Below are 26,671 nucleotides of genomic sequence, written 5' to 3'. Positions count from 1 at the left end.
ATTTCCCTGTTTTAGATATTAACGATTAAGACATTTAAGTCAGATTTGTGCGTGAGTAAGTTTGATAGATTAAAGGGAAAACATCAAGTATTTGCTATTCATTTGGATAACAAACGTTATTCATTTTTTTTCTAAGCAAAAAAATGAGGATTAAAGAACATCTTGGGAAAGCACAAATAGCGGCCGGTATGGAGATGAGGAAGGGGAGAAATGATGGTCAATGGTCATGGTGGCGGGAGTAAATTACGTTAATTAAACATATTAATGCTTGTGTATCATCAGATTCATTGAGGGTTGACTTTGGTAGATAGGGATGAACTGGCAGGAACACGTATCTAATTTCAATAGGCTACGCGCTGAAAATGGAATCAGCATCCGTGAATATGCCGAACATTACAACCTGAATCCCAACACCGCCCGTCGCTATCTGCGTTCGGCCAATCCCGCCCCGTCAGATGATCATGATCATGCCGCAACACATGATCAAGTCATTCCCCTAAAAAAGGCCGGACAAGAAAAGGGAAAATCCGCGCAATTCCGTGTGAATACGGGTGTTAAGCCGGGAAGGAAAACGGGCGGCGAGCGACATCCGCAGGCCAAAAGCGCCAAAAGTCAGAACGCGAAAATGATCATTTCGCCTGCGGCGATCATCACACATCAAAAATTATCCCGGGGGGAAGGACGTCGCTTGACCGTGGGGAATGAAGCGGCCATGAAACATGGCCGGTACGCTACCCCCAGAAGTGTTGATTTAGATCAGGCAGACGCCTTGATGGAGGCGGGCTATTTCGACGTGTTGGAAGTGGATTTGATGCGACGGGCATTAGCCCACTTTGAACTTGTTGAACGGATACGTGATCGCTCCATCGAAGAACTTGAGAAACAGGAAGCCGAATTTAATCCCGACGACGGGGCGCTGCATCCGGCGTTTAAGCAGCTCAAGATGCTGAACGACTGTTCCTATGCCATGACCGATTTCATGCGCACCATGACGTCAATGAAACAGGGGTGGCTGAAAAACCGCCGTGACGAGGAAAAACATGCGGCCAAGATGGGCGAAACGACGGTGATCGCCAACGCCTATCAACGCCAGCAGGAAAATGAATGGGATGCCCTGCAAACGGCGGCTTACATCGAATCCCAAGGCGGTAAGGTCCCCGCCGCTTTATTGGAGAAATTGCGCCACGAGATGAAACAGGATCAGGGCGAGGACGTGGATAATGCAGTCATTGATCCGGACGAACTGGACAGGCAGGCCAGAGCATATCGGGAGAAGCAGGCCGGACGGGACACCTATCTGGCGACAAAGCGCCAGCTGGTTGATGACATTGTCGATAAAGGCGGTTATGGCGATCGGGATAGTCAGGGCGAGGGGCGCGAAGGCGAGTCGCTGGATGCGTTAGAAGAAGAACCGGATTATGACTATGAAGCCACCAGCGATATGTATGATGATGAGGGTGAAAGTTAGTGGCATCCCGACAGAAAAAACAACGCAGTGTTGTCAGTGATCCCCGTTGGCGGGATATGGTGATCAAATACCGGTACGACTGGGGGCTGGCGGCGGTACAGCTGTTTGGTAAAACCCCCACATGGCAACAAGATCTGATTCTTGAGTCTGTACAGGAAGGTGGCAGCAAAACCAGCGTGACGTCGGGGCATGGTACGGGCAAATCGGATATGACCAGTATCATGATCCTGTGTTTCATTCTGTTTCATCCCAATGCCCGTGTGATCATCATTGCCAACAAAATCCAGCAGGTCATGACGGGGATATTTAAGTACCTGAAGGTCAACTGGCATGAATGTGTCCGGCGGTTCCCGTGGCTGCAAAATTACTTTGTCATTACGGATACGTCGTTTTACGCGGTGGGGGGAAAAGGCGTCTGGACCGTCATCCCCAAGGGGTTTCGTTTGGGTAACGAAGAAGCCTTGGCCGGTGAACACGCGGAATACCTGTTTTACATTGTGGATGAGGCATCAGGAGTATCAGACAAAGCCTTTGGTATTATCACCGGTGCCTTGACTCAGAAAGATAACCGCATCCTGTTACTTTCCCAGCCGACGCGCCCCAGCGGGTATTTCTACGATACGCACCATAGCCTCGCCAGACATCCTGATAACCCCAACGGCCTGTATGTGGCTATCATGCTGAACTCTGAAGAGTCCCCCCTCGTTGAGCCTGAATTTATTAAAATGAAGCTGGCAGAATACGGTGGCCGTGACAGTGTTGAATACCAGATCAAGGTATTAGGCCAGTTTCCTAAATCAGTCACCGGCTATCTGTTAGGGCGTGATGAATGTGACAGAGCCGCGAGACGTAAAATCCACCTTGAAAAAGGCTGGGGATGGGTTGCCCTGTGTGACGTCGGTAACGGCCGGGATAAGTCCATTATGAATCTTTGCAAAATATCGGGCACCCGTGGCGATAAACGCCGTCTGGTGAACTACAAAATGCTGGAAATGGATGGCTCCTGTGATCCGGTGGAGTTTGGGGAGTTTATTCATTTGACGTGTGATCCGGCCATTTACCCCAATATCAGTCTCGTGGTAGACAGTGATGGCGTCGGTTCCGATACGGCGAGTGTATTAGAGCGTCGTGGCCGCGATGTACAGCGTATCCGGTGGGGTAAGCCGATGTTCAGCAGATATGACCGCAGCCGGTACATTAATCAACGCGCCTACGCAAATGTGGCCGCGCAACGTGCGATCCGCAGTGGCCGAATGCGCCTGGATAAAAGCCTCAAGACATCAGAACAAGCCTCGAAAATACCGGTCAAGATTGATGAGAACGGGCGCTGGGTGATCATGAAAAAAGAGATGATGAGAGCGAAACTCAATATTCGCTCTCCGGATAGATGGGATACATATTGTTTTGGGATGTTGTGTGATTTTGTACCGGCCTGTGAAGATGTCGGTTTTGAAGAAGCCGCTACCCGCTCTGAGGCCATGAAGTATCTTGATGATTATGACGATGAAAGCTGACAGCCTAAAAGCATTAATCCCGCTTTTTTTGTTGCCCATAGCGTTGTGCTTTCTGTTTTTCCACGGCAATTTTGTTGAGGCGTATGGCTTCTTGTTGAGCCCGCTGTTGATCAAGCAAATCTTGATCCCTTCGACGGAGGTAGGTTTGCTTCCGGCTTTCTTTTAATTTTTGCCGGGAGACGGTATTGCGGGCTTGCTTAGCTTCTTCTATCTTCTCAATGAGATACAGGCTAGATCCTGCAAACAACGAGCACCGTACCGGCGATATCATGTTATAATAGCTGTCAGACACCGCGTATTTATCACCTGTGTTGATGTCGTAAGCATCGGGCTGCGTTAAGCTGTTACCATCAACGATAACGCCATACGCCCCAACACGATAAGATTCATCACCGCCGATATCTAACACAATGTCTCTGTAACCCGTCGTGCGTCGGCGAAAGCGTGTCCCTTCCGGGTAGAAGCCAATCAGTTCCTTATCCAGTTCCAGTTCGGTAATGGTTAAATGGTCTTTGTTTTTCGTCCTGTGCAGCTGGTTGAGTTTCTTATCTATTTTTCTCAGGATCTCTTCGCGGACAAAATTAACGGTGGCGGAGGACTCAAAAGCACCAATGGTAAAACTGTTCACATTCCTCAGTATGGCGGGTACCGGCAAATAGATTTGCGAAGAGACGGCAGACAGACCCGCGGCCCGCTTGTGCTCGGCAAATGCAGCAAACTGTTGCCATGCCAGCAGCAGTGTTTCCACCTCATGCAGCACTTCCTGATCAGCCAGTATCGCCACAGGGCGGCAAGCCTCGCCCTGCGTATTTATATCGGTATAAACCGCGTGTTTGAATACGATCTTCAACCATTCACTACGCACTTTTAGAAACTCTTTGTACTTTGCTTCAAAAATGCTGTCACTGAAAGCATCCATAACTACTCCTAACAGGGTACATCTTAAACATACATATTTATAACTTTATCAGGTTTGACAAAAGTAATAAAAATTTAGTTAGAATTTACCTGTTAAAAATGACGGAATAGCGCTTTATTTCAAACTTTTCAGCATATGAACCAAAATGGTTTTGTAATCACAGGGAGAGCCATCGTCATGAGTGGCCTCGCGCAGGGTGTAGACATGACGGGCCAGAATGTGCGGCAGGGCGCAGTCGTGCGGATCAAGGTGCAGTTCGTTGACCAGAGTGATGATATTTTCTGTAGTGTAGTCTCTAATATCCATGTATTAAATTTCCAAGGGATGATGAACGGCCAAGCGGTAAAAGTACCGCGCTAAATAAAAATCGCCGTGATTATATCTGTATTCTTCTATTTCTTATGGTCACTATCCCCATCCGCTTGACTTCGCGGCGGAAGTCGCTAAAATTTTCTAATAGTACATAATGGGGATTATGTTCTACTATGCACTCGGACTGGCGGCGGCGGCGGGCTAGGATGACGGGGCGTGATTCAGCGCGGGCTTTTTTTATTAATAACAAAGGATGCGCCTACGTGAAATCTGAAGAATATGGCGGGGCGTTAGCCCCACTTTTTACGTAGCGTCACCAAAACAGCGAGGGGTGTATTGATGGCAGGGGGACTGGCCCTGATGGGGCGTGATGCGGTACTGATCCCGGACAATCCGGATCTGAATGACGAGGTGATCCGCAACCTGAATGCGTTCGTCAAAGACCGGGAGGCGTTTGCGGACAACACCTGGAAGCAGCTGATGCAGGTGGCCCGGCAGTGGTGTCGCTGGTGTATTGTCAAAGGCCGGGCCTATTTGCCGGTGGAGGCGGACTACCTGCGTGATTATCTGCTGGAGTTGCATGAGAACGGGCGGGCCCCGTCCACCCTCAAGAACCATGTCAGGATGCTGAACATGCTGCACCGGCAGGCGGGCCTGATCCCCGCCGGTGACAGTCAGAAGGTGCAACGGACATTGAAAAAAATCAGCCGCCTGGCTGTGGTCAGCGGGCAGACGGTCGGCCAGGCGATCCCGTTTCGGATCGCCGACCTCAACCGGGTGGATGCCGCCTGGCAAGACTCTGATCAGTTGAAGGTCATGCGCAACCGGGCGTTTTTGTTTGTCGCTTACAACACGCTGTTGCGTGTTTCCAATATTGCCCGCCTGAAAGTGAAAGACCTGGTTTTTCAGCCCGACGGCCACCTCCTGCTGAACGTCGGCCACACCAAAACCATCATGGACGGCTACGGCATCACCAAGGCGCTCAGTCCGCGCGCGGCGGCCAGTCTGATCCAGTGGCTGACGGCCGCCGACTTGCTGGCGCATTCAGACGCGTATGTTTTTTGCCCGGTCCGCCGGGGGAACCGGGCCAACGTGCACGGCAAACCGTTATCGCTGTCCAATCTGGAGCGGATTTTCGCGGCCGCCTGGACGGTGGTGCACGGGGAAAAGACCGGGGCCGCCAATAAAGGCCGGTATGCGACCTGGACCGGCCACAGTGCCCGGGTCGGGGCCGCGCAGGACATGACGGAAGCGAACTATTCGCTGGCCCAGATCATGCACGAGGGCACCTGGAAAAAACCGGAAACGGTGGTGGGCTATACCCGCAATCTCCGGGCCGAAAAGAGCGTGATGATTGATTTGGTTGAGGGACGATATGATGCAATTGACTGATGTTATTTGCGTAAGTCTCATTGATAATGAACGAATTTTTGCTACGGTTTTTTACACATACGACACCGTTATACCGTTGATAGGTTAAGAAGGCATAATTATGGCTAATCGAATCCCGTTAGATCCCGAATTACCCCACCATTTTTACGATACGCCGAGCGACAAACGATCAAAACATGAACTGGATTGTTGGTGGGATCATCCTTACGGGATAACGCAGGAAGATGGCTCCATTGCGATCTATTGTCTCAATGGGGGGGATTTGAGTAGTCCCTCTCGTTTGGGGGTTACTAAAGACTATGATTCTGCCTGTTTGCTGGCGCAAGAGAGGCAGGCGAAATTTCTGGAAAAAAGAGAAAAGCCAGTTATTAGTGAAGAGCCAGATGGTTTTTTAATGATTAGAGAAGAACAGCGCCCAGACCATGAAATTACTGTGATATCCGAAGGAAAAACACCAACAGAAGCGCTCGACAGGATGTGGGAAAATCTCAAAAATGCAGATTGGACTCAATCTATCATCAAGTGACCTGATGTGTTAAGCATCGTAACAAATTATACGGATACAAGATAATAGCGAAATTGAGTTATCTCGACCAATTTGATTTGATAGTGGATGGGGGCGAGCCTACAGTAAACGGTTTTGAATATGAAGGGGGTTCAGTGGAAGAACCCCCTGTCTTTACCTGTTGTATCCGTGCAGAGATTGCACTCAATCTATTATCAAATGATAGTTATTGCTGAATACCGTTTTGCAACTCATGCAAAGCAGCTACTTGCAAAAAGTGGCTACGGTTCTTGTACAGGTTTGGGCTGGCTTTAACCTGATCATCGATTTTTTTTGATAACAAGTCAGGCAAAGTTACATTGAATTTGGTCGATTTACCTAAGTACGGTTCCACATCAACCTCAATCACAGCCCATGCCCATCCTGCGTACTCTGCGTCTTTGATCCAGTAATCCAATGAGTTTGCTTCAGGGGGGAGTTGGTTCATTTCGGCCAATAACTCTAAATGCCCTGTGATAGCCTCTTTAGCGTTTTTTATTGCCTCTTCCATTGAATCACCCGCAGAGAAACAGCCTGATATATCGGGCACAACCACACCGTAAGCGTGATTCTCATCACCGATTTCAATCGCAATAGGGTATAACACGTTATATTCCTCCAATAATTTTTAAGAACTTGATTAGTGCAGGTGCAGATAAGGGGGCTTATAGCCCCACTTGTTTCTGTATTTTCCTGAGCAATCCCACTTTAATTTCTTGCTTCGGGTGTGGAATTGTCAGCAGGTCGTTATGTTCAGGGTGTTTAAAATGATGATGGCTCCCGTTGATTCTCACCAGCACCCACCCTCTTTTCTCAACCTCTTTGATTAAATCCGCACTTCTCAAATTAACTCCTATCTGTTTAACTTGGGAAGTATAATAACCCCGATAACTCCACGAGTCAACAAAAAAATAACCCCGATAACTCTATTTAATCTCTAACGGTTTTCTTTACCACTTTTGACATAACCTATCGCTGTTTTCTATTGTTCTTGGTATTATCCTTATTCATTCTTGATATGAATAAGGATAATCGTCATGGCTGACCACCGTATCTCTGATATTCAGAAAAAAACGCTCAAAATACTCTACTGGCTTAATGAACGGCAAGGTAAGGATCATTTGCCTGTCCCTGCAACCGCACTTTTCGAGATGGTTGCAAAAAACACCCAACACACGATAGCGGCAAGCAATTATCGCAAATCTTGTCAAACTTTGGTTAAGAGAGGCATGTTGAATCAATATCGCCATCCCAAAACATTACGCCTAGCATACAAACTTACGCCTGATGGAAAGCAACAAGCAAAGAAAATCTGTGATAAAGACAGTAATTGATCGGGGTTTCAGGACGGTTAAGAGGCCAAAATGGGGTAGCTAATAATGGCAAACGGGGATGTAAATTAGCCATTTCTTTTATGGAAGAATACGTCACTGTTAAAGCATGATTGGTAGCATATCTAATGCTTATAATTATTCGAACTAAATTGGCTGAGTACTAATGATGCTATAGTTTGTTGTTTAGATTTAATGTCTTCTGACACATTGTTTTCGCCTAATCCAGTCAATAGTATGAAAATACATTCCATGCCTACTCCAGTCTCATTCTGAGATGATGAAATTATGTCGCATATTTGATCGGCAATATTCCAAATATTATCAAATTCCCAATCTAACTCTTCCAAGCGCTCTCTGATTGCCAAGCCCGCATTTATTTTTTTATTAATATGTGAGGTCATTTTCTACTATTTTTCTAAAAAAAACCCCCAGAGAAGGGGGAATGGGTTGGTTAGATGTATATTATTGTAGTAATGGACGGTGAATAATATTCCCTGATGAGAAATCAGTAATTAGGGGCTTATTATCCCTAATTTTAATTAAGTTAAAGAGCAATAAAAATAAATAAACTGATAAATAACTTACTATTTATCCAGAAAAAGTTGGGATTATTTTAATTCAAAGTTTGATGTTTTTTTTCTGGTTCTTCTGGTATTGGAGGGGGTGATAGAACGCAAAGAGCCCGGCGAATATTTTTAATTGTCTTTGAAAAGTCATCGAAGTTTTCATTAAAGCCTGGTTCTTTAGATGCGAAATCATCTTTAGCATCTCTCTTTTTTTGTAAAGAGACAAAATAATCGAGAGCCATAGCTAAATCGCAGACAGAAACAGAATCAGTGACTAACTTACATATTTGTGATGAGGATCTATTTAATACCAACGCCTTAATTCTATTGAAGTTCACGTCGGTTTCAGTTTGGACAACTTGATTGAATAACTCTTTTGGCACTGTCATCAAAAAAATCTCCCTGATGGTGGCGATCTAACGAGAATTTTAGCAGTCGATCCCATCTACAAACGGATCTATTCCCGCCAAATCGCCATAGAGAGCTGACTCGGCCAAGCCTTAGAACACTGGTAAATACAAAAAAACTTTACCAGTGTGGTTTGTAGATGATTTAAACGAGGCTGCTATTCCTCGACTAACCCATGAAGGTAGGTTAGTGTGAACATTCTACCCAATAGAAAATTTTTTAGCTACTCTTTTTCTTATTAAAAAAAACATGAATTAAAGAAAAGTGTAGTTATTTTGGGATATTGTGATTGAGATCTAGATAACAGACACCCCACAGACTTTACCAAACACGGCCTATTTAAAATATGAAGCGGCTGCATACAACGCGGATTATGGCCCTGATGAAGGCCAAAAAGGTTCAAGTATCCAGTTTGCAATTAACTGTCGTTCTTGCTTGCCTAAGAAAACTGCCGCATCCGAAACATCAAAATTACAGCTATTTTTGCTCGTCCAAACAAATATAAAGAATTTAGCTAATGTTTTCTCACTGACACTCAGTGAATCCTTTTTTCTTGACCACAAATCTAAATCAATCTCACGCTTATGCCAATTCCAGAATTCGGCAATATTAGGGTAATCACTTACTATTGCCGCAAATTTTGCTTGTGATAGAGATAATTTAAGGGGATTATTAATCTTATGTTTATAAACATCTAAAAAAAACCAGCCAATTGGTGTGCCTAATTGAATTGCAATTTGAACAAGGTGAGCTGCGCCAATTTTATTAGTTCCGCGCTCATACCTAGATAGTTGTTGTTGAGACGTGCCTATCCGTTCAGCCAAAATTTGTGCTGATAGCCTTATTTCCTTTCGTTTAACTCTAATCCTATTTCCTATTTTTACATCGATTTCATCAATCATATAAATAAAACTCTCTATAATTTATAGCTATGATAATAGTTTCCATTATAGGAATAGGAATAATATGAAATAAAGTCAAGGTTCTTTCTTTGCAGATTTATTGGTGATGTAAATAAAACAGTTAAACTAGGAAAAAATTAAATTCACATGACAAGAGATCTCTGGAAAAGAGCAACTTTTTAATGGTATCCTGATCCCATAATTCAGCAAAAATGCTCTGTTTTGGTTGGATTTGTGCGATTAGTAGGAGGCCGATGCGTGAGCATCGGCTTTTCTATTTTTTTGATTTCATCTCACCCTAAATGTACGCCTGATACTCTGTTGATCGATCTTGATCACGATTATTGGCTGTGTATTTAAATCATCGAAACAAGATAGAATGCGCTTTCATAATTGCAACCGTAATCCTTACCGATGGGTTATTGCACACTTCTTAAGTTCACAACAAGACATATAAATAAAATTCTAAATAGAAATTTACTTTTAAAGTAAAGCTCAACTCTAATATGAATTCAGCCGTTTCATAATAGGAGAGTCCCCTCATGACTAAGCATGTCCCTGTCATTATCTGCCGCACACACCCCAAGGCCGTTATCCCTACCTATCGCACTGAAGGTGCATCTGGGTTCGATCTGACCGCTGTAGATTGCACGTTATATACCACAATTGACGACGGAAGATCACACCTCGCCTACATCATTCGGACAGGGATAAAAGTTGCGATACCTGATGGGTATTGCATGAAGATTTATGCACGTAAAGACCTTGGACAGGAACATCATGCACGCCCTGCGGAATGCGTCGGTGTTGTCGATTCTGATTATCGTGATGAAATCATCATTAAATTGATTGTTGAATCTGGTGCATTCCCACTGACTGTCAAAGACGGCATGTTGGTTGCCCAGGGATTAATTGAAGAAGTCACGAGGGCCTCATTTGAGGATGTCTCAGAGGAAAAATTTGCAGAACGTGCCGAAACTGGTTCTGTGAATACGGATAAAGCAGCAGAGACTGAAACCAGTTCAGCTGAAAACGGCAAGAACACAAAATCAAAAACGGATAAATAAGGATTTTCATGACCGGTTATATTCTTGCTGATAACTTTACGCTTAATCGTAGTGAAGAAGGCACCTACTCCGCATTCGATCTCAACATAGCCACAGCATTACTGGCAGGCTCTAAGCTCGAAGGCATGACCAATGAAGGCGATGCCATGATGAAAGCGCCCAATGGATTAAGCTGGATTATCGCAAAAAATCACGATTTGGCGCGTGAAAAAGAATTAGCGAAACAATATAACTGTTCCTGCTACAACCCTATGACTCACGAGTTGTTTACGCGCTTCATCATGCGGGAGTACCCAATGACTATTGATCCTGTCGTCACGGTAAACGGCAATTTGGTTGGACAGTGGCGCGTTGCATCAAATGGGGCATCAACCGGCATCAATTTCACTACGGCTTTTCAACACAAGCTTCCTGAATTCTGTGTGACCCAATCCGAAAGTATGACAGAAGCCATCGTACATAATGGCTTAATGCAGGCAGGGATTGGCCGCAACGCCTATCTGTATTTTCAACAGGATATGGAAACCTATGATGTGGTCTTTATCTCACCGCAAACAGCCGAGGCCATCAAACAAGATTCTTCTTTCTGGGCGTATTGCGTCCGCGTTGCTGAACTTGATCAATATGCCGTGATAGGCGTTCCTGAAGAGGAAGAGCGACTGGCTGTTGAAAAAGCCAAATTAGCGCTGGTGGTTCAGATGGCTGAATACAAGCGGGAAAATGCGTCAGAGTCGATTGATGGAGTTTTGTGAAAAGTAACTTAATCAAGGGGGCACTTACGCGCCCCCTCATTAGCAGCTGAAGTCATCTCGCCAATAATGCCGTGATAGGTTTGACACTGGTTTTCTGAGCCATCAGCTGCCGCGCTTCCCAGCGATCATGGCTGGTTTGTACGTTAATCCAGAAGTCAGAGTCCGTTTCAAACAATGCTGCCAACATTACAGCCTCTTCGATGCTGATCCGGCGTTTTCCATTGATAATTTCAGCAATGCGCGGGCGGGAAAGATTAAGTGCCTCGCCTAATTTTGCCTGAGTAATATTCAGTGGCTTTAAAAATTCTTCTGAGAGCATTTCACCCACAGTCGTCGGTTCTCTTAAAATTGTATCCATAACGCCCCCTGTTAATCTTTTTTGGGTTGAATTTCCCGTCGCTTGCGACACGGGTAATTTCATATCAATATCTCAAGACCATATTAATACGATTAAACGTTGAACGGGCATTTATTGTTAATAATGTAAATTACACTAATATATTGAATAATAGACTTTATTTTTAAGTTGGAATGCGTTTTTTTGTTGCTGTCGAACATGTCGTTGCGCTACGATTTCTCCCGCTTAAGGGCGGTTCTGGAAGGTGAGGTTAGCTTTTTCGACGATTGCATAACTTTGATATCAGCGCGAAACCAGATACCTGAAAGCAGAGGCCGCCCAGTGCGGCCTTTTTATTTTTGGGAGAACTATGATTCAGAGAATTGCAGTGATCAGCACAATGAAAAAAACCGTTATGGTACGTGCTGTCTTTAAAGAGGGTGATTTGATTTTGGAAGACCGGAAAATACTTCCGCCAAAACGAAAAGCGATGCTGAACGAGCTATCAAAAGATGTTCCGAAAATGGTAAGAGCCGGGTTTAAGGTGTTGGTGGACGAGATCAGCGGCGAAATTGCTCAGCATATCGGGGCCATCAATGTCAGGCTGAGCGACAAACACCATGATGGCCGTCCCGTTATTGTGGTTGCAACCGGTCGCTATAATGAGCTGAAACGGCAAGGCAGTATCATTTATCCCCCCAAGGGAAAAAACTTATACGAGATCTCGCCATCCCTTATTGATGTTGAATTCAATCCAGCGGGTGAGCCTGTCTATCGTATTGACTGGGAATCCCTTACATCCGAACATATCCTGATGCTGCTTGTTGTTTACAGCACCATGTTCAACAATGTGGCCTCTGATGCGTACATTAAAGCCATGCAATCCGCAGCGGTAGATGAGCCCCCTTCCCGCTTAACATCGCTTTTTAATATTGTCAGTGCTTATGACAAAAAAGCCGAAAAAGAAACGGCCACATCAACATTAACCGGCACACGCATTGATAACAATACGGTGATCTTATGAGTGAATATTCACGACTGGATGACCGCTGTATTACTGATCCCATCATTCGTGCTTATCTACACCGCGAAATTATCGCCCAGTCTCAGTTATACGACCACGCGAGTAACATCTCATACACCATTAAACCCGATGAGGAATTTAGGGCCGATCTGGTGGCCTATCGGGTTTATAAAAATTCCGTGTTACGTTGGGTTGTCAGGCTGGTGGCCGGTCATGAAAGCGAATTAGAGCCCCTGCCGATAGGCGATAACCTCTCCTTACCTTCTGCCGCCTGGATACGCGACAGGATCAGACACTATGCTGACACGCCGGAGGTAACGAATGATTAATTTTCCTCGCACAGAAACAGGTCGGTATGATACTGATGGTTTAATGCCAAAAGAATTTAACCGGCTATTTAATCAAATCACTAACGACCAGCAGGCCAAACGCCGCCGTAAGGTTGCCCGGCTTCTCACCCCTTCTCTTTTAAAAAATAAAAGTTTTGATGATGTTATTGCCTTGGGAAAGAAGCGCGACGGGACGTTCTTCACAAAAGAAGATCTTAAGGCGTTTGAAAAAAACCGACAAAAAGTTCGGTCTGGATTCAATACTAACATCGCCGGAATTACCTATATCCAGCTGATAGCGAATTGCACCAATATTGACGTCAAGCGGGCAAATAATGCGGTTGATGATGGATCAGGCATCAAAATAGCTTCATTTATCGGTATGGAACACAACGTTGCTATTATCAGCGTCACTGCGTCTGACAAGTCTGAAGACAAACACCACCGCGTGAAGATCCGCTTTGAGGAATGGGATACCGCGATGGAAGACCTGTCAAAAAAAGAAAACAACACCGCCCGTGTAGTACGTCAGTTGTGTACTGGCCGAGTGTCATTTGATTGCGATTGTGGCCGTCATCATTATTGGTATCGCTATATTGCTACAGCGGGGAATTTCGCGGTTAGCCCCCCGAAAGAATACATCTACCCCAAAATCAGAAACCCGAACTTAAAAGGGGTGGCCTGTAAACACGTTATTCATGCGATGACCAGAATGCAGGCCGGAACATGGCAAATGCAGGTTGGCCGCCTGTTACAGAAAAATGCCCGTACCACCAGCTTTGGGGATGATAAGAGAAAGACAACTGAGTTTTTTGGGAAAGAGCAACTAAAACAACTGAACAGAAACCGGAAAAGCAAAACCAGTCACAACGCGATAAAAAGTGAATACCGGCGTTATCAACAACGCATGGAGGCACTGGAAAGAAAACTGACTCAAGATCCGAAGAAAATTGATGCCTTACGCTCACAGCTGAAGAAAGCGAAAAGGCTTACTGATTCACAACGTTTAAAACTGCAAAAGAAGCAGGAACAAATCAACCGAATGAAAGCCCAGGAACAACTGTTAAAACAGCAGCTGAAAGATGCTTTCAATCTGAAAAAACAATCCTTCATTGATGCGCTCATTATGTCAGGAAATGATCAAGAACAAGCTGAAGCCGCATTTAACGAGTATATGAAAAAACAGATTAGGGGTAATAACGCATGAGCCGCTATGACGAATGGCTGGATGAGAGGCCAGACAATGAAATCACAGGAATGGGCTCCACTCCGCTACAGCCAACCACGCACATATCAGCGCAGGATGCAGAGCTGGTGGATTTAGATGATATGCCACCGCCCCCCGCTACCGTGACGTTGGTCGAAAATGAGGACGTAGCGGCGCAAGCCGTTCTGCCACAACACCTGTCCACAAGAGAGCCAGACTTAAACCTGAGCCCCCGATACAGAGGGCACACGCCCCTCAATGATCTCGTTCGTCAGGACTGGATAAAAATGATTGAGGAAGATCCAGACAGTTATGATGCTTTGTTATATCGCCCCCGGGATGATGCCCCCACAAAGGCGAATGACGATGGCCTTGAGATACCGGTTTTCACTGAGTTCAATAACCATCAAAGAGAACTTTCATACACCGATCCTCAAAAAGTGAAGGTGTTGGACTGTCCTGATGAACGGGAATCATTTACTGCCGTTGATTCTGATGGCGATCAAGATGGTGGTATCGATGATTTTTTAGTTATCAGAGCCGCCGCGACAGGCGTATCGATAGGCTCAATATTTGAATGGAACGAAGAATTATCCGATGGTCAATTAGCCCGCCGATTTTGGTATGTGCTACGTATTTTCACGTATGGTACGGCATCCGTGGGTTCACTCTATTACTGCATACCGGCCAGAAATTTTAGTCAGTCAGCATTAGGGACAGACCATGAGCAAAGATGAAGGCCACGACATTTTAATGCGTATTAAGTCGCTGAAGCTGAACCCCATTGGCGAAAGGGAAGTCAGTGGATTTCGTGGCATTGATATTGCTGTCGGGAATCACATCGCATCAAGCCTAAAAGGGCTCAAAGTTAATCATCCAGATCTGCATAATCAGGGGTTCGTCGAGTTTATCAATCGCCCATCAAGCGATCAGGTCCTGCTTGGCCGTTTCGACGACATTAAAGATTTCATTAGAACCATGCGACAAGCGAAAGCCGGTAGAAAAAGCCAGTCAGATAACAAATATGCCAACCCTGAAGCCCTGCCTGTGATTAATCTCTCCCGCACGATGGATTATGATGTGATGCCGAACGACAGGCAGATAAGGCGGGACAGATACGGGGAAGTTTTTGAAGGCGATACGATCATTGCGGTGTTAGACGCACATCCAGTCAACCTTGTTTACGATATTTTTGTATTGTCAGCAGAGAAAGAGCCTTTATCACTCCTGTGTAATGCCATTGCTGTCCACTTTGCCAGTATGATTGCCACCAGCTTTCATGCGTCAGTAAAGATGGCCAATGCCGAGGTGGACATTGAATGTGCGTTCAATGCCGCCCGAGAAATTTCTTTTTCTGATGTATCATTGCCTGTCATGGAAGATCGCATTTTTGGTGCCAAAGCCAGTATAAAGGTACAGGCCGATATCATTATGGCACATGCCGTTGTTCCACAGATTGAGAAAACCGTCGTCACCACCGCACCACAGACAATACGCAGAGACAGTCATGGCACAGCAATCTAATCAGTTTCTTTTACAGACTATTGAGATCAACGGTGAGGTATTACCGCGAGAATCTGTCACCTCCGTAGCGTATATAGAAATTGCCAAATTAGCAGCCCCACTTTTACTACTGAATATCCGTGATGTGACCGGCTACGTTCTGGATAACATGGGTGTAAAAGAAGGTGCAGTGATCACGGTCACGCTTGGCGATCCCGGAGGGGAACAGGCATTATTTAAAGAGGATTTCTATATCGTTTCTGCCCCACTCAATATGGATACCGTGACAATCACCAGCATCTCTACGGCTATGCGGACTCTTCTGATCCCCACCGGCACTCCCCGTTTTTTTGCCGATGCTGAACCAGAGAAGATTATTCGCACGCTGGCAAAAGGGTTAAAGCCGGTGACTGAGCCCTTTAACCGCCTTGGAACCTATCATTTAAACATGGGGCAAAAACCTGCCACCCTGGTTCGACAAGTGGCAAAAGATCATGGTGCGTTGGCATGGACGGCCAGAGGTAAAATCCATTTGAAGTCGATGAGTAACCTTATCAAAACAAAACCCGCTTTCACATACGAGTACAACAATCCCCAAGCGAAGTACCGCATAACAAAGCTGAGAAACCTTAATTCAGATTTCGCGGTTACAGCGTCAAAGCAGCATCGTTATGTCGGTTATTCCATGACGGATGGCTATCGTTCATTCGGGGATGCTTCACTGCCGGTGAAAATGGTATCTGATGCAGAATTAGGGACACTGCAAAACATGGGGCGGGTTCTGATCCCAAAGTTAGACATTGAATGTGCGGGAAATCCCGCGATTCAGGCGGGTTCCGTCATACAAGTGGTTATTCATCGTTATGATCCTGATAACCGCATTGATGAATCGATACCCAAGAATATGATTGTGGAGCGCGTGACGCAGTTTGAAGAACGTGTTGCCTACAGCACCAGAATGATTTTGGGGGTTCCCAGTGAATAATGCTATCTATGGTAGTCATCGGGCCATCATCGTCGCTACAGAGCACCCAGCGGGGCTCATGAAAGCAAAAGTGAAGCTGTTACCATTATGGGAGGGTGTGCCCGATGATGCTTTGCCGTGGGCTGAGTATCGCCTGTCAATTGGCGGTGCATTTACCCCCGCCGTGACAGGCGATCTGGTGTGGGTTGAGTTTCCCTATGGGGGCGACAGTCGCTACCCAATGATCACCGGTGCAGCACAGGATGCCCCCAATGGTATCCCGAACGTCGCCCCGGAAGCATCCGGTCAAAGCGGAGCCTATGACCCCCCAGCCGTTGAAGGTGCCCCGCCCCTGCCGGCTTTATCGCCCACAAAAGACTTCGTGTATAAGCGCAATAACTTACTTGTTATCCATACCGCTGGTGGCGGTATATCGATTACCAATATGGCAAGCGGGGCGTGTATAGGGATGAATGAAGCCGGTGATGTATTCCACCATGCTACCGGTGATTTTTTTCTGAATGTAGGCGGCAAAACGACAATAAAATCTCAGGGGGAAGTCATCGTTGAGAGTGCGGCGGGATTCAGAGCGAAAGCACCCGCGTTCAGTTTTTCGCAATGAAAGTTAATGACCCCATATTGAAGCATTACCCGCCATTCAGATAGGGGTTGACGTTCCACTGAGCGTCAACCCTCCTATTTCTCCCGCATTTGTCAGCCGGTATAAAAAACCCCGTTATCCGATAAGCGCTTTTGCTTTAGCTCTTATGTCTTCCAGTTCTGAAGAATTAACATGACCTTTCTTTGTCACTGTTCTGGCTCGCCAATCAACGCATGTTACTTGGTCGGCTAAGGCGACACTATCACGGCTTCCTGACAGTTCAACTTCAAAAGGATAGTTTTTTGCCTTTGTGGTGCAAGGAACACAGAGGAGTAACCCCACTTTATTGTTATATGCAAATGGACTCAGCACTACTGCGGGGCGATGGCCTCCCTGTTCGTGTCCAGTCACTGGATCAAAGTCAATCCAGATAATATCGCCGGAATCGGGCACAAAACGAGAAACCATCAGATCAATTCCTTACCCACTGGAAAACCAAAATCCATTTTTTCATGAATGTTTTCCGGTGTGATTCCGGCTAATAGCGTATCGAGAGAATACTCTTTCGCCTTTACTGGAATAATAATAATTCGCCCATCTTCGACAGCAATATCAACAATATCATCAACATTTAGTGAGGCAGCTTGCATGATAGCTACCGGAAGGCGTACTGATGGGCTGTTGCCCCATTTTTTCACGACTACTTGTGCCATTTTTAAACCCTCAATGTATCAACAATGAAGATACACTATCAATTGTAATTTTAAGTGTCAACTTTGTCGATACTCGACCGGTGATTTTTTTCTGAATAAGGCGGCAAAACGACAATAAAATCTCAGGGGGAAGTCACCGCTAATAGGGATTTATTCAGGATAAGAGGCAATGACCTTACCTTGATTATCAAAATATTTAATATTGGCTGTAGGGTGGCAGTTATGCGAGTGCTTGCCATATTTCTGTTGATTAGCAAAAACAACATCAAGGTTTGCACTACTATTCATACCGGTAATAGTCCCAATATCACCATACACCTCGACCATCATGCCAATACGCACAAAGTCTATACCGCGCTGGCGAATCATATCTTCAACAAACTGCTTTTCATTTTTAGTCATAATTTTTTCTCCTGCTTATTTAAGGCTTATCTTCTCTCAGAGAAAGATATCTGGCTTCACATCAAAACGTTCGGAAAGTGCCTTAATATGTGCAATAGTTAATGAGCGTTTGCCAGAAAAAATTTGGCTGATAAGTGATTTTGAGCCAATCTCTTTTTTCAAATCTGAGTACGACAGGCCATGCTGATCCATCAATACACGCAAAGCAGCTACGCCAGTAGGCATATTTTCAACTGCTTTGTTAAACTCAGCAAAATGTTCGCTATTGTTTTCATACTCCGCTATTTTTGCAGCCAATATATCGATCAATGGACTCTCAGCATCATTTTCGATGAGATATTCAACCATTGCCAGCGCATCTCTGTAGTCATTTTCAGAAGCGCTATTTCCTAAAAAGGGAATAGCGGCAACCAAGGCTGTAGCTGCTTGAATGGCTTTGGCAGGTTCTCTTATCATTCTTTTGTCTCCCGATATTTCTTTGTTAATTTATCATACTCTTTGTGGGTGGCTATGTGCTTAACGTAGAAGCGTTTATTTGTGAAATTGATATAGGCGATCATACGTAAGTTGTTCCCACCTATGTCTATTACCCACCATTTATTTCTGTATTTAAAATTATCAAGGCGAGGAAACAGTTTTTGTAGCTCCATAGGACTATCAAAATTCTTTATCAAATGGCTCCTTGGAAATAACGTGCATACCCACCCACTCCGTTTACATAATGTAAACACTGTAACACTGAGCGTCATGGTTTACAAGATGTAAACTGTAAGAAAATGGTTATGTGTTTTACCATTACACAAAATTCTAAATACTTTTTTATTTTTGTTACAATCGATACCCAAATGGCTAAATAGGTATCACTTTGATGTTCAAGGTTTTTAAAAACGCGCTCATCTACCAGTTATCACGAGAAGTGCCAAACCTCACTGAAGATGAATTACGTGCCCTTATTCCGCATTTTGCTTTTTCTCCTTGTGGCCCGCATGATGCTTCCCGTATCGGCTGGTTGATGGATGATGATCGTCCAGCGATGTTTGTTCACGGCAATAACCTGCTTATTGTGGCCGAGAGAGAGAGTAAAGACCTCCCAGCCGCAATTATCAAAGAACACCTTCATGCAAAGCGTGATAAATTCGAGTCTGTGCAATGTCGCAAGTTACGCCGTACTGAAATAGCTCAAATCAAAGATGACGTTATCCAGGAACTGTTACCTCGTGCATTCCCGAAGCGAAGTACCCTTCAAATATGGATTGACATTGATAACGGTTTAATCTCAATAGATACCACCTCCCCCCGTACAGCGGAGCATGTACTCGCACTTTTGCGCCGCACACTTGGCTCACTGCCTGTTATCCCTATTGCAACCGCAAATCCATTTAAACGGGTGATGACTGGCTGGTTAAAAGAGGCGGATACCCTTCCGGCCCAATTACGCCTCAGTGAAAAGATAAAAAAAGCCGATCTGATTTATGACGATGGGGAAGTCCGTTTCAACAAAGAAGATATGCTGACCAACGATGAAGCCGTATCCATCCTGTTAGATCAAGGCCGTCAGGTTTGCACACTTGGCATTCATGTTAAGACGCAATTCGGATTTGATTTAGAACTCACCGATTCATGCAAATTCAAAAAACTCCAGTTTGGTGATGAATTTTCAACGCAAAATAATGCTGAAGAAGACGAGTTATCCCGCGAATACGCAGATTTCATCTTAATGGTGAATGAGCTACGCATTGCCTACAACATCATTTTTAATGCCATGGGTGGCTTGCTGAATGCAGGGAAGGACAATGTGTAAACCAGCCGTGAATGAATACAATCGCCCTTTTCTGAAGTGGGCGGGGGGAAAATATGCTGTACTCAAGCAAATCCTTCATCGTTTGCCCCACCGGAATCGCCTGATTGAGCCCTTTGTCGGGGGTGGCTCTGTGTTCCTGAATGCGGGGGGGTTTGAGCGTTACCTACTGGCAGATATTAACCGTGATCTGATTAATCTCTATCAGGTAGCCACCACCAGCAATGAAGTGCTGATCGATAAAGCAGAGTGCTTTTTTAAGCAAAACAAGAGTCAAGAAGCCTTTCTGGATGTGCGGGCAAAATTCAATGCCATGAGCTATACATCATTGGAACGGGCAGCGGCGTTTTTGTACTTAAACCGCCACTGTTTTAACGGATTGACCCGATATAACCGAAACGGAAAATATAACGTTGCCTATGGCCGTTACAAAAAACCGCCTTATTTCCCTAAAGCGGAGCTAACGCATTTTGCCTCCATTGCGCCCCGCTGTGAATTTTCCCATGCCCACTATAGTGACACGATCCGCCGTGCCGGGGCCGGAGATGTGATATTTTGCGATCCGCCCTATGAACCCCTGCCAGACACGACCGGATTCACAAACTATGTCGCGGGTGGATTCACATTCCAAGATCAATGCACACTGGCAAACGAACTGGTTCATGCTCATCAACGTGGGGCGCATATCGTCATGACCAATAGTTCAGCGCCAAAAATCCGTGAAATGTACGAGTCCCTGAGATTCAAAATACATCCGCTCAATGCGCGCAGAACGATAAGTTGTAAAAGTGCAACTCGTGGTGCAATAAGCGATCTCATTTGTTTTATGGAAGGTTAAACATGTCAGCCGTTGGTACTCAGAATTCGATTTGTTCCGGGCACGGTGGATTTCCGCCCCGCCCTTCATCTGAAGGTGAAGCTCTGGTAAAAATCAATGGTATTCCTGTGCTTGTAGACGGGAATGTATTTCCTGATCACTCTGATAGTAACAGTACGCATAATGGAACAGCCATCAGCACAAGACCGTGGTTTACGGTGAACGGGAAAGCCATTTGTTGTGTTGATGATCCGGTTTCGTGTGGCTCTGTTGTGGTGTCTGGGGACGCTTCTTTTAAGGTGAGTTAATATGTTAGACAATGAAAAACAAATCGCCGCATTCAGGGCGTTGGGCGCTGAAGGACTACACCCACCAGCCGCACTGACCATATCCAAATCGACAGCAGCCAGTGCCATCGAAAAAGCCTCATCGCTTCGTAAACTCGTGAAGAAGGAAACGACCTATCCAGCGTCAGTAACTCACGCCTTGAGCAAGATCACTGATGCCATCGGCAAATTAACGGTTTCTGCAAACGCGGCAAATGCTTTCCATAATGCAATCAATAGCTATCAAAATCCGTCCCAATTGATCCAAATGCGGATTGGCTGGACATGTTATTTAAAAGGCAACCTTTTACCTGACAGTACCCCATTTCATTTGATTGAGGCTATTGCTGATACCGAAATCACCACCGTACAAAACCAGCTTGTTGCAGGCATCCAAACTGGCGATATCAAGGCGGCAATGGATGAGATCAATCCAATCTTGGCTAATAGCCTTGGGGCTGGTGGTCTTGTTTCAAGACTGACTGACGAGCAGACGAGCAGGCTTAACCACGCCGCCGAAGCATTAGCACGTTCGCTGGACAGCCTGAATAAAGCAACGGAGGCCATTAATCGATTAGCAACTCAGGCTAATGATTCTGCCAATCACGCGCAAAAATCCTTTAGTGATGCCGTCAGCGTTTCAATCATTTCCGGTTTGATTGAAAGCCCTGTCATGGTTGATGCCTTAAAAGCAGTGACGCCTGCATCTGTCATTTCGGCATTGTCATAGGAGCCATCATGTTACTTGGCGGGATGAGTCCATTTTCTACCGTAAAATCACTCAAATTCGGCTGCATTGGCATGATACTGGGTGCTCTCTGTCTTGGCGGATATCTTGCCTACAGCAAATACGAAAGCCTCACAAAGAGTGTTACAGCGCTAAATAAGGCTAATTCTGTATTATCCAATGAGAATAACAGCCTAAAAACCGTTATCGGTTCTCAAAATGAAAATATACGCCTCCTGAATGGTGATATTGCCGCACGCGATAACCGGTTAATTGAATTAGAAGAATCTCAGAAAAATTTAGAGAAAGAAATTAAGCAGCAACAAGAGGAAAGTAATAGTGCTATCAGACAATTTAAAACCATGCTGGCTCATGCTCAGTGCGCTAATCAGCGTATGCCTGATGACATTATCCGGTTGCAACACCAACGCACAGCCGACTTCAACCGGCGTTATGGTGGTTGAAAAGCGGATGGAAACTAAACGACCACCCGCTATAAAAGCGGTGATGTGTACCCTACCAGCCGACAACACGGCGCTTTGGGGGGATAATGTGGTTTATAAGGAAAAAGTTAGGCGGTCGCTGGCAGAGTGTAATAGTAAGAATCAACGAACAAATGAGATGAATGCGAAGCTATAACTGTCTCCGACAGGACTCGCAGCAAAGGTGTTAGCTATCATCCAAGACAACCCTAATTTCTATAAAGCTCTGGCTACGCACTGATTAGCCGTTGTGTCTACAAGTACTAAATCTTGTTCCTGATTTAGTACTCATTGAGATTAGGATTATTCGGTTGTCAATGTCTATGAGTAGAATTATGCTGATAGTATAAATACTGGTATTTATACTAAAATCAGCAATACCGATATTAGTCATTGAGTAACTCATTCAAACGTAATATCAGAGTTCGACGTTGCTTATATGTTAATCTCGACCAAATTTGATCAATTTGTTCTTTTAGCTCTACATCTTTCGCCAGTTCATATGAAGTAATACTGGTTTCACTGCCTGCTAAATTAGAAGGGAAATCTTTATCTTCTAAGTCAGCATAACAATCGGAAAAAAACCAGCTAATAGGCGTATTTAATTCACGGGCGATTATAGCAAGATAACCCACATTGATTTTATTGATCCCTTTCTCAAACCTAGCTACTTGCTGTTGGGAAAGGCCCATTCTTTCAGCCAAATATTGGGTTGTTACCCCCTTCTTTTTTCGCTGTTTTCTGATACGTTCACCTACATTTCTACAAATAGAATGAACCATAAGATCTCCCATAACTGCCTAAAATTAAGGTATTACTATCGATTTACTCTTTTATAGATATCAATTGTAGAAAATAATATCAATGTGACCTTTTTCATTTCATGGACTTTTTGGCAGAAAAATTTAACAAGATGCGATGGGTAACGACTCGCATTTCCCTGCTGTTTAAACCTATTTTATCTCTACATTATCTTTAGGCGGCGTTCGGGGAAATGGGCGTTTTACCATTTTATCGGTTACTGGCTACACTTATTCTGGAATATTCATTAATGACGCTAAAATAAGGGCTGATTATGAAGAGTGATTGGCATCCCGCTGATATTGTAGCCGCAGTACGCAAAACAGGGATCAGTTTATCTGAGTTATCACGCCGATCTGGTTTGAGTTCAGCGACGTTACAAAATGCTATACACCGTCGCTATCCGAAAGGCCAGCGGCTCATTGCAGAACATATCGGCGTGCATCCGTCAGAAATCTGGCCGAGTCGATACGAGGGAAAGATTCAGAAATAAAGCAATAATCGGGATCGCCCCCTACCGGAACCGATCCCTATATGACTGATTCAGCCTGAGCTAACTTATTAAGGCCAGATCGGGTTATTCACCCATTCACGAATAGCAGAGGAATGTTTGTCATCGAGGTAACGCATGGCTTGAATAAAATCGAAATTATATTCATTATCACGCGTCCAAACACCAAGATAAAATTTAAGCATGTGTTTTTCACCTGGGCTTAATAGATCTATCTTCTCTTCGACTTTCTCTTTAAGAAGATTACCGGCCTTCCAATCCCAAAACTCAACGAACTCTGGGTCATGTCTCTGAATAAACGCTTTAAATTTTAGCCTGTCTTCCATTTATAGCCCCTTCGTTTTGTTGTTTTCTGATTTGCTTTTGTAGATATAACACATGAAAGTTAACTCTATACCAACTGAATCATCATGTGGGCATTTCTATCATAGCCGGTATTTTAGGCTGGAAGATTTGTCTGTCGGTTCAATCCGCTGTGATCCTGAGCCATGCCGAGCATGTTGCAGTATTTATCCATTAACGGCCCGCACTTATGATGAACTATCACGCCAATGGTAAAACATGTCATCCATCGGGGCTTTATCGCCCATTTTTTCCAGACACATCTCCTGAATCCCCTTACTGGCACTTCCTCCCCCTATTTCCTGTAAGAACGCATACATCTGGGTCGGCATCGACAAAGACGCAATTTTCGGGGTTTTCAAGGTGCGCTTCTTACCCAACTTCGGCCAAGGGATCTTCCCCATCGTTTTATCGTCCACATCACGCATACTGAAGCTAAACAAGAGCCTATTTTTGTATTCAAGCACAATTTCTTTCGCTGTTTCGCGCAAATCAGCATCGGTCAACACGGATTCAATATGTTGATGGATCACCTTTCTGTCGCGTGTGAAGTATAGATGACTCTGGCGACCGTTGTCATATGTCAGGTAAACGCGATAGCTCATAATTTCCTTATTTACTATTAACTCAATTAGACTAACTGCTGAAAATTCTAAATGATTTTTTTTGGAAAAAATACAAAAAAACACGGCGTTAGGATTATGGCAGGATATTGTAGTTAACCTATCCTAAGCACGTCGAAAAGCTGACTCCCGTATCTTCGCACTCTGAAAAGGGCCATTACGGTGAGTAATAATATTAAAGAATTCAAAGAGCGTCAGAAAGACGTAAATGAACGCGCTGCACAAGTCCTTTCGTTCGCAGCACATGCACAGTTCAGGGATGGTGTGTTCATCGACGATCCACAAGAACGTTACGATAGTATCTTAGCTGCGGCTAAAACTGTCCCGATGTTTGAAGGCGTCAATGCTGAATACGTTGGACAAGTTTCTAGTGCTTGGGCTGATAGTCTGGCGGAATACAGTGATCGCAATGGTCACTACCCCTCATCTGAAATTATTGCTAACTGCCATCATGCGTGTGAACGCCTGATCTTGGAAGCGGCGGCGGAGAAACATGAAGGGGTCGGTGCCGCCATGTTCGAAAGTGTCAAAGCGGATATGTCCACCAGCGATGGTATTATGCGTCAGGCGCTTTTTGCGGCGCTGATCCTGCCGACGGCATTAGGCGCTTCCACAGGCGATGCCTGTACTTTCGTCCCGTGCGAACGTGACGAATCAAACGTCTATGAAGTCTTCAACGTGGCGGGTTCTAAATTTGGCTCCTATAACATCGGTGACGAACTGAACATGCAGTCTGCCGGTGTTTACTCGCAAATGAGCCGTACCTATATTTTCCCCGATAAACAGCAACCCGATGGCACAAAAAAGTCCTTCAAATTCGAGTTGGCTGAGACTCAGGAAGGCCAGGGAATGCCTATCCGGGCGGGTCGCACGGTGCTGATGGTCAACCGCAAACGTTCTGACCGTGACAACAAATCCGGCAAGGTCTACTTTGACGGTCAGGATCATTCCGGTGTGACTTATTCCGTCACCGGCACGATTGATTATGCCAAAGGTGAGATCACGGTTGAATTTAATGGCGACAATATCCCAGCAAAAGGGACTGAGTTAGCCGTTGCGCTTGAAATTGATATTGAGAAAAAAGCCGACCTGATCCCATTGGTTAATCACGGGATGCGTAAATGGACGGTTGTACCGTCCCAATACGTACTGGCAGCGGAACACACCATCCAGTCGCTGATGGATGCTAAACGGGAGTTTGGTCTGGATTTGGCTTCCATGCAATTCTCAGCCGTGCGCAGCTGGCTATCCCATGAAATTGACATGATGCGTCTACGCAAGATCGTCTTTCATACCATCCACGGCAGTGAATTTGATATTGCCTTGCCAACAACCCAGCAATGGGATTCCTACGTTGCGTTGCTGAAATCGGCCATCACGAACGAATCCACCCAAATGACCAACCGTACCAAAAAAACGGGAATTCGTGGCGGGTTTGCGGGGGGGGCTGCGGCTAACTTCATTAAATCTATGCCGGAAACTTACTTCAAACCTGCTGAAGGTTATGTCCAGTCTCCGCGCATTCAGTTCATCGGTACGCTGTTCGGCGTATACCGTATTTTTGAAGTGCCGGAAACGGTCTGTGAACAGCTGTCCAACGAAGGGTGTAAGTTTTCTGCCAACGACATTTTCTTCTACGGCCGTGGTGACAATATCGGCGATGCCGGTTTAGTTGCCGGTGATGCCGTTCCTGCCATTCCCTTTGTGCATCCAACGACAACGTCACTGATCAACCGCACCACACTGTGGGGTTCAGCGGTGAATGAAATTCACCCCAGAAACGGCGAGAAGTATTTCACCAAGCTCACGCTAACCAACACCAAGATTGGCGCTATCGATATGCTCACCGGCAAACTCATCACCGATGGTCATAGCGAAAGCCAGACAAATGCGACGTCTACAACCGTGGATAACGACAAAAAGAACGACAAAAAGAACGACAAAAAAAACCTTGATTAAATTTCATTGATTACGGCGCCAGAAATG

37 protein-coding genes and 1 pseudogene are annotated in these 26,671 nt (G+C 45.1%); 22 read left to right on the top strand and 16 right to left on the bottom strand.

Features of this window, described 5'->3' with window-relative positions; genetic code table 11:
- Positions 1-313: 313 nt before the first annotated feature.
- Positions 314-1,468: a hypothetical protein gene (locus AB204_RS02345; RefSeq protein WP_047961762.1), complete on the top strand. Its 1,155-nt coding sequence runs from the start codon at positions 314-316 to the stop codon at positions 1,466-1,468.
- Positions 1,468-2,982 (top strand): terminase, encoded by a 1,515-nt coding sequence (locus tag AB204_RS02340; RefSeq protein ID WP_235428010.1) that lies wholly within the window; start codon positions 1,468-1,470, stop codon positions 2,980-2,982. Before AB204_RS02345 ends, AB204_RS02340 begins: the two co-directional genes overlap by 1 nt.
- A 13-nt stretch (positions 2,983-2,995) precedes the next feature.
- Here the strand turns inward: AB204_RS02340 and AB204_RS02335 are convergent, their stop codons facing one another.
- The gene (locus AB204_RS02335; protein WP_047961761.1) at positions 2,996-3,901 is read right to left on the bottom strand and encodes a hypothetical protein; all 906 of its coding nucleotides are present in this window, start codon (positions 3,899-3,901) and stop codon (positions 2,996-2,998) included.
- A 114-nt stretch (positions 3,902-4,015) separates the two neighbouring features.
- Positions 4,016-4,207, bottom strand: a complete 192-nt coding sequence (locus tag AB204_RS22210) for a hypothetical protein (RefSeq protein ID WP_152671484.1) — start codon at positions 4,205-4,207, stop codon at positions 4,016-4,018.
- Positions 4,208-4,552: 345 nt separating this feature from the next.
- Between AB204_RS22210 and AB204_RS02325 the strand changes: the two genes are divergently transcribed.
- The gene (locus AB204_RS02325) at positions 4,553-5,605 is read left to right on the top strand and encodes a tyrosine-type recombinase/integrase (RefSeq protein WP_053067817.1); all 1,053 of its coding nucleotides are present in this window, start codon (positions 4,553-4,555) and stop codon (positions 5,603-5,605) included.
- Between the two features lie 100 nt (positions 5,606-5,705).
- A complete protein-coding gene (locus AB204_RS02320; RefSeq protein ID WP_047961759.1) occupies positions 5,706-6,131 on the top strand; it encodes a hypothetical protein in 426 nt (141 codons plus the stop codon).
- A gap of 205 nt (positions 6,132-6,336) precedes the next feature.
- On the opposite strand, the gene AB204_RS02315 is transcribed toward AB204_RS02320, so the two are convergent.
- Entirely contained in the window at positions 6,337-6,756 is a 420-nt protein-coding gene (locus AB204_RS02315) for a type II toxin-antitoxin system HicB family antitoxin (protein ID WP_047961758.1), read from the bottom strand.
- Positions 6,757-6,814: 58 nt separating this feature from the next.
- Positions 6,815-6,994, bottom strand: coding sequence for a type II toxin-antitoxin system HicA family toxin (locus tag AB204_RS02310; RefSeq protein WP_047961757.1), 180 nt, complete (start codon positions 6,992-6,994; stop codon positions 6,815-6,817).
- Between the two features lie 192 nt (positions 6,995-7,186).
- Here AB204_RS02310 and AB204_RS02305 point away from each other — a divergent pair, with 192 nt between their 5' ends.
- Positions 7,187-7,483: a hypothetical protein gene (locus tag AB204_RS02305; protein ID WP_047961756.1), complete on the top strand. Its 297-nt coding sequence runs from the start codon at positions 7,187-7,189 to the stop codon at positions 7,481-7,483.
- 122 nt (positions 7,484-7,605) lie between these two features.
- Here the strand turns inward: AB204_RS02305 and AB204_RS02300 are convergent, their stop codons facing one another.
- From AB204_RS02300 to AB204_RS21105, 3 genes are all read right to left on the bottom strand, one after another.
- On the bottom strand, positions 7,606-7,884 hold the full coding sequence (locus tag AB204_RS02300; protein WP_047961755.1) for a hypothetical protein: 279 nt from the start codon (positions 7,882-7,884) through the stop codon (positions 7,606-7,608).
- Between the two features lie 212 nt (positions 7,885-8,096).
- Positions 8,097-8,438, bottom strand: coding sequence for a hypothetical protein (locus AB204_RS02295; protein WP_047961754.1), 342 nt, complete (start codon positions 8,436-8,438; stop codon positions 8,097-8,099).
- Between the two features lie 390 nt (positions 8,439-8,828).
- Positions 8,829-9,359 (bottom strand): helix-turn-helix domain-containing protein, encoded by a 531-nt coding sequence (locus AB204_RS21105; RefSeq protein ID WP_072061376.1) that lies wholly within the window; start codon positions 9,357-9,359, stop codon positions 8,829-8,831.
- Between the two features lie 542 nt (positions 9,360-9,901).
- Between AB204_RS21105 and AB204_RS02285 the strand changes: the two genes are divergently transcribed.
- Together AB204_RS02285 and AB204_RS02280 are read left to right on the top strand one after the other, a co-directional pair.
- Positions 9,902-10,426: a dUTP diphosphatase gene (locus tag AB204_RS02285; RefSeq protein WP_053067816.1), complete on the top strand. Its 525-nt coding sequence runs from the start codon at positions 9,902-9,904 to the stop codon at positions 10,424-10,426.
- Positions 10,427-10,434: 8 nt separating this feature from the next.
- Positions 10,435-11,178, top strand: a complete 744-nt coding sequence (locus tag AB204_RS02280; RefSeq protein ID WP_047961753.1) for a hypothetical protein — start codon at positions 10,435-10,437, stop codon at positions 11,176-11,178.
- A gap of 52 nt (positions 11,179-11,230) precedes the next feature.
- Here AB204_RS02280 and AB204_RS02275 read toward each other — a convergent pair whose 3' ends face one another.
- Positions 11,231-11,536 carry a HigA family addiction module antitoxin gene (locus tag AB204_RS02275; protein WP_047961752.1) on the bottom strand — a complete coding sequence of 102 codons (306 nt, stop codon included), beginning with the start codon at positions 11,534-11,536 and terminating at the stop codon, positions 11,231-11,233.
- 349 nt (positions 11,537-11,885) lie between these two features.
- On the opposite strand from AB204_RS02275, the gene AB204_RS02270 reads away from it, so the two are divergent.
- Genes AB204_RS02270 through AB204_RS02240 form a run of 7 tightly spaced genes read left to right on the top strand, consistent with a single transcriptional unit; the run spans position 11,886 to position 17,164 of the window.
- Complete coding sequence (locus tag AB204_RS02270) at positions 11,886-12,539, top strand: hypothetical protein (RefSeq protein WP_053067815.1); 654 nt, start codon at positions 11,886-11,888, stop codon at positions 12,537-12,539.
- Positions 12,536-12,868 (top strand): hypothetical protein, encoded by a 333-nt coding sequence (locus AB204_RS02265; protein WP_047961751.1) that lies wholly within the window; start codon positions 12,536-12,538, stop codon positions 12,866-12,868. The genes AB204_RS02270 and AB204_RS02265 overlap by 4 nt, the downstream gene beginning before the upstream one ends.
- Positions 12,861-14,075 (top strand): tail stability protein, encoded by a 1,215-nt coding sequence (locus AB204_RS02260; RefSeq protein ID WP_047961750.1) that lies wholly within the window; start codon positions 12,861-12,863, stop codon positions 14,073-14,075. The genes AB204_RS02265 and AB204_RS02260 overlap by 8 nt, the downstream gene beginning before the upstream one ends.
- A complete protein-coding gene (locus AB204_RS23340) occupies positions 14,072-14,812 on the top strand; it encodes a hypothetical protein (protein WP_053067814.1) in 741 nt (246 codons plus the stop codon). Before AB204_RS02260 ends, AB204_RS23340 begins: the two co-directional genes overlap by 4 nt.
- Positions 14,799-15,599, top strand: coding sequence for a hypothetical protein (locus AB204_RS02250; RefSeq protein WP_047961749.1), 801 nt, complete (start codon positions 14,799-14,801; stop codon positions 15,597-15,599). The genes AB204_RS23340 and AB204_RS02250 overlap by 14 nt, the downstream gene beginning before the upstream one ends.
- Positions 15,583-16,563: a hypothetical protein gene (locus tag AB204_RS02245; RefSeq protein WP_047961748.1), complete on the top strand. Its 981-nt coding sequence runs from the start codon at positions 15,583-15,585 to the stop codon at positions 16,561-16,563. The genes AB204_RS02250 and AB204_RS02245 overlap by 17 nt, the downstream gene beginning before the upstream one ends.
- Complete coding sequence (locus AB204_RS02240; RefSeq protein ID WP_072061375.1) at positions 16,556-17,164, top strand: baseplate protein; 609 nt, start codon at positions 16,556-16,558, stop codon at positions 17,162-17,164. Before AB204_RS02245 ends, AB204_RS02240 begins: the two co-directional genes overlap by 8 nt.
- Before the next feature lie 114 nt (positions 17,165-17,278).
- Here the strand turns inward: AB204_RS02240 and mazF are convergent, their stop codons facing one another.
- From mazF to AB204_RS02215, 5 genes and pseudogenes are all read right to left on the bottom strand, one after another.
- Positions 17,279-17,611, bottom strand: a complete 333-nt coding sequence (gene mazF / locus AB204_RS02235; protein ID WP_047961747.1) for an endoribonuclease MazF — start codon at positions 17,609-17,611, stop codon at positions 17,279-17,281.
- Positions 17,611-17,856 (bottom strand): AbrB/MazE/SpoVT family DNA-binding domain-containing protein, encoded by a 246-nt coding sequence (locus AB204_RS02230; protein ID WP_047961746.1) that lies wholly within the window; start codon positions 17,854-17,856, stop codon positions 17,611-17,613. The genes mazF and AB204_RS02230 overlap by 1 nt, the downstream gene beginning before the upstream one ends.
- A gap of 150 nt (positions 17,857-18,006) precedes the next feature.
- Positions 18,007-18,258: a hypothetical protein gene (locus AB204_RS02225; RefSeq protein ID WP_047961745.1), complete on the bottom strand. Its 252-nt coding sequence runs from the start codon at positions 18,256-18,258 to the stop codon at positions 18,007-18,009.
- 36 nt (positions 18,259-18,294) lie between these two features.
- The gene (locus AB204_RS02220) at positions 18,295-18,714 is read right to left on the bottom strand and encodes a helix-turn-helix domain-containing protein (RefSeq protein WP_047961744.1); all 420 of its coding nucleotides are present in this window, start codon (positions 18,712-18,714) and stop codon (positions 18,295-18,297) included.
- Positions 18,711-18,923 (bottom strand): annotated as a pseudogene (locus AB204_RS02215) (type II toxin-antitoxin system HigB family toxin); the annotation flags it as partial. The pseudogene AB204_RS02215 and the gene AB204_RS02220, both read right to left, overlap by 4 nt.
- 203 nt (positions 18,924-19,126) lie before the next feature.
- Here AB204_RS02215 and AB204_RS02210 point away from each other — a divergent pair.
- Genes AB204_RS02210 through lysC form a run of 6 tightly spaced genes read left to right on the top strand, consistent with a single transcriptional unit; the run spans position 19,127 to position 22,565 of the window.
- Positions 19,127-20,059, top strand: a complete 933-nt coding sequence (locus AB204_RS02210) for a recombination-associated protein RdgC (protein ID WP_047961743.1) — start codon at positions 19,127-19,129, stop codon at positions 20,057-20,059.
- Entirely contained in the window at positions 20,052-20,894 is an 843-nt protein-coding gene (locus tag AB204_RS02205) for a DNA adenine methylase (RefSeq protein WP_084728506.1), read from the top strand. The genes AB204_RS02210 and AB204_RS02205 overlap by 8 nt, the downstream gene beginning before the upstream one ends.
- Positions 20,895-20,896: 2 nt before the next feature.
- A complete protein-coding gene (locus tag AB204_RS23335; protein ID WP_047961741.1) occupies positions 20,897-21,181 on the top strand; it encodes a PAAR domain-containing protein in 285 nt (94 codons plus the stop codon).
- A gap of 1 nt (position 21,182) precedes the next feature.
- Positions 21,183-21,929 (top strand): hypothetical protein, encoded by a 747-nt coding sequence (locus tag AB204_RS02195; RefSeq protein ID WP_047961740.1) that lies wholly within the window; start codon positions 21,183-21,185, stop codon positions 21,927-21,929.
- Positions 21,930-21,937: 8 nt separating this feature from the next.
- Entirely contained in the window at positions 21,938-22,390 is a 453-nt protein-coding gene (locus AB204_RS02190; protein WP_047961739.1) for a hypothetical protein, read from the top strand.
- Complete coding sequence (lysC, locus tag AB204_RS24100) at positions 22,299-22,565, top strand: Rz1-like lysis system protein LysC (protein WP_422645871.1); 267 nt, start codon at positions 22,299-22,301, stop codon at positions 22,563-22,565. Before AB204_RS02190 ends, lysC begins: the two co-directional genes overlap by 92 nt.
- A 229-nt stretch (positions 22,566-22,794) precedes the next feature.
- Here the strand turns inward: lysC and AB204_RS02180 are convergent, their stop codons facing one another.
- Positions 22,795-23,190: a helix-turn-helix domain-containing protein gene (locus AB204_RS02180; protein WP_053067813.1), complete on the bottom strand. Its 396-nt coding sequence runs from the start codon at positions 23,188-23,190 to the stop codon at positions 22,795-22,797.
- Between the two features lie 293 nt (positions 23,191-23,483).
- Between AB204_RS02180 and AB204_RS02175 the strand changes: the two genes are divergently transcribed.
- Positions 23,484-23,702 carry a helix-turn-helix domain-containing protein gene (locus AB204_RS02175; protein ID WP_047961736.1) on the top strand — a complete coding sequence of 73 codons (219 nt, stop codon included), beginning with the start codon at positions 23,484-23,486 and terminating at the stop codon, positions 23,700-23,702.
- A gap of 68 nt (positions 23,703-23,770) precedes the next feature.
- Here AB204_RS02175 and AB204_RS02170 read toward each other — a convergent pair whose 3' ends face one another.
- Positions 23,771-24,046, bottom strand: coding sequence for a hypothetical protein (locus AB204_RS02170; protein WP_047961735.1), 276 nt, complete (start codon positions 24,044-24,046; stop codon positions 23,771-23,773).
- 204 nt (positions 24,047-24,250) lie between these two features.
- The gene (locus AB204_RS02165) at positions 24,251-24,667 is read right to left on the bottom strand and encodes a hypothetical protein (protein WP_047961734.1); all 417 of its coding nucleotides are present in this window, start codon (positions 24,665-24,667) and stop codon (positions 24,251-24,253) included.
- 180 nt (positions 24,668-24,847) lie between these two features.
- Between AB204_RS02165 and AB204_RS02160 the strand changes: the two genes are divergently transcribed.
- Positions 24,848-26,644, top strand: a complete 1,797-nt coding sequence (locus tag AB204_RS02160; RefSeq protein ID WP_047961733.1) for a hypothetical protein — start codon at positions 24,848-24,850, stop codon at positions 26,642-26,644.
- Positions 26,645-26,671 lie beyond the last annotated feature (27 nt).

Origin of the sequence: Xenorhabdus khoisanae (assembly GCF_001037465.1) — a bacterium.
Taxonomy (GTDB): domain Bacteria; phylum Pseudomonadota; class Gammaproteobacteria; order Enterobacterales; family Enterobacteriaceae; genus Xenorhabdus; species Xenorhabdus khoisanae.
The sequence above is the reverse complement of the archived record's forward strand: the minus strand, read 5'-3'. Positions and strand labels throughout refer to the sequence as shown.

Bases quoted from the DNA above. Each gene is read 5' to 3' on its own strand.
- AB204_RS02345 (WP_047961762.1), top strand. From the start codon at position 314: ATGAACTGGCAGGAACACGTATCTAATTTCAATAGGCTACGCGCTGAA.
- AB204_RS02335 (WP_047961761.1), bottom strand. From the start codon at position 3,901: ATGGATGCTTTCAGTGACAGCATTTTTGAAGCAAAGTACAAAGAGTTT.
- AB204_RS22210 (WP_152671484.1), bottom strand. From the start codon at position 4,207: ATGGATATTAGAGACTACACTACAGAAAATATCATCACTCTGGTCAAC.
- AB204_RS02325 (WP_053067817.1), top strand. From the start codon at position 4,553: ATGGCAGGGGGACTGGCCCTGATGGGGCGTGATGCGGTACTGATCCCG.
- AB204_RS02320 (WP_047961759.1), top strand. From the start codon at position 5,706: ATGGCTAATCGAATCCCGTTAGATCCCGAATTACCCCACCATTTTTAC.
- AB204_RS02305 (WP_047961756.1), top strand. From the start codon at position 7,187: ATGGCTGACCACCGTATCTCTGATATTCAGAAAAAAACGCTCAAAATA.
- AB204_RS02300 (WP_047961755.1), bottom strand. From the start codon at position 7,884: ATGACCTCACATATTAATAAAAAAATAAATGCGGGCTTGGCAATCAGA.
- AB204_RS02295 (WP_047961754.1), bottom strand. From the start codon at position 8,438: ATGACAGTGCCAAAAGAGTTATTCAATCAAGTTGTCCAAACTGAAACC.
- AB204_RS21105 (WP_072061376.1), bottom strand. From the start codon at position 9,359: ATGATTGATGAAATCGATGTAAAAATAGGAAATAGGATTAGAGTTAAA.
- AB204_RS02285 (WP_053067816.1), top strand. From the start codon at position 9,902: ATGACTAAGCATGTCCCTGTCATTATCTGCCGCACACACCCCAAGGCC.
- AB204_RS02280 (WP_047961753.1), top strand. From the start codon at position 10,435: ATGACCGGTTATATTCTTGCTGATAACTTTACGCTTAATCGTAGTGAA.
- AB204_RS02275 (WP_047961752.1), bottom strand. From the start codon at position 11,536: ATGGATACAATTTTAAGAGAACCGACGACTGTGGGTGAAATGCTCTCA.
- AB204_RS02270 (WP_053067815.1), top strand. From the start codon at position 11,886: ATGATTCAGAGAATTGCAGTGATCAGCACAATGAAAAAAACCGTTATG.
- AB204_RS02265 (WP_047961751.1), top strand. From the start codon at position 12,536: ATGAGTGAATATTCACGACTGGATGACCGCTGTATTACTGATCCCATC.
- AB204_RS02260 (WP_047961750.1), top strand. From the start codon at position 12,861: ATGATTAATTTTCCTCGCACAGAAACAGGTCGGTATGATACTGATGGT.
- AB204_RS23340 (WP_053067814.1), top strand. From the start codon at position 14,072: ATGAGCCGCTATGACGAATGGCTGGATGAGAGGCCAGACAATGAAATC.
- AB204_RS02250 (WP_047961749.1), top strand. From the start codon at position 14,799: ATGAGCAAAGATGAAGGCCACGACATTTTAATGCGTATTAAGTCGCTG.
- AB204_RS02245 (WP_047961748.1), top strand. From the start codon at position 15,583: ATGGCACAGCAATCTAATCAGTTTCTTTTACAGACTATTGAGATCAAC.
- mazF (WP_047961747.1), bottom strand. From the start codon at position 17,611: ATGGTTTCTCGTTTTGTGCCCGATTCCGGCGATATTATCTGGATTGAC.
- AB204_RS02230 (WP_047961746.1), bottom strand. From the start codon at position 17,856: ATGGCACAAGTAGTCGTGAAAAAATGGGGCAACAGCCCATCAGTACGC.
- AB204_RS02225 (WP_047961745.1), bottom strand. From the start codon at position 18,258: ATGACTAAAAATGAAAAGCAGTTTGTTGAAGATATGATTCGCCAGCGC.
- AB204_RS02220 (WP_047961744.1), bottom strand. From the start codon at position 18,714: ATGATAAGAGAACCTGCCAAAGCCATTCAAGCAGCTACAGCCTTGGTT.
- AB204_RS02210 (WP_047961743.1), top strand. From the start codon at position 19,127: ATGTTCAAGGTTTTTAAAAACGCGCTCATCTACCAGTTATCACGAGAA.
- AB204_RS02205 (WP_084728506.1), top strand. From the start codon at position 20,052: ATGTGTAAACCAGCCGTGAATGAATACAATCGCCCTTTTCTGAAGTGG.
- AB204_RS23335 (WP_047961741.1), top strand. From the start codon at position 20,897: ATGTCAGCCGTTGGTACTCAGAATTCGATTTGTTCCGGGCACGGTGGA.
- AB204_RS02195 (WP_047961740.1), top strand. From the start codon at position 21,183: ATGTTAGACAATGAAAAACAAATCGCCGCATTCAGGGCGTTGGGCGCT.
- AB204_RS02190 (WP_047961739.1), top strand. From the start codon at position 21,938: ATGTTACTTGGCGGGATGAGTCCATTTTCTACCGTAAAATCACTCAAA.
- lysC (WP_422645871.1), top strand. From the start codon at position 22,299: ATGCTCAGTGCGCTAATCAGCGTATGCCTGATGACATTATCCGGTTGC.
- AB204_RS02180 (WP_053067813.1), bottom strand. From the start codon at position 23,190: ATGGTTCATTCTATTTGTAGAAATGTAGGTGAACGTATCAGAAAACAG.
- AB204_RS02175 (WP_047961736.1), top strand. From the start codon at position 23,484: ATGAAGAGTGATTGGCATCCCGCTGATATTGTAGCCGCAGTACGCAAA.
- AB204_RS02170 (WP_047961735.1), bottom strand. From the start codon at position 24,046: ATGGAAGACAGGCTAAAATTTAAAGCGTTTATTCAGAGACATGACCCA.
- AB204_RS02165 (WP_047961734.1), bottom strand. From the start codon at position 24,667: ATGAGCTATCGCGTTTACCTGACATATGACAACGGTCGCCAGAGTCAT.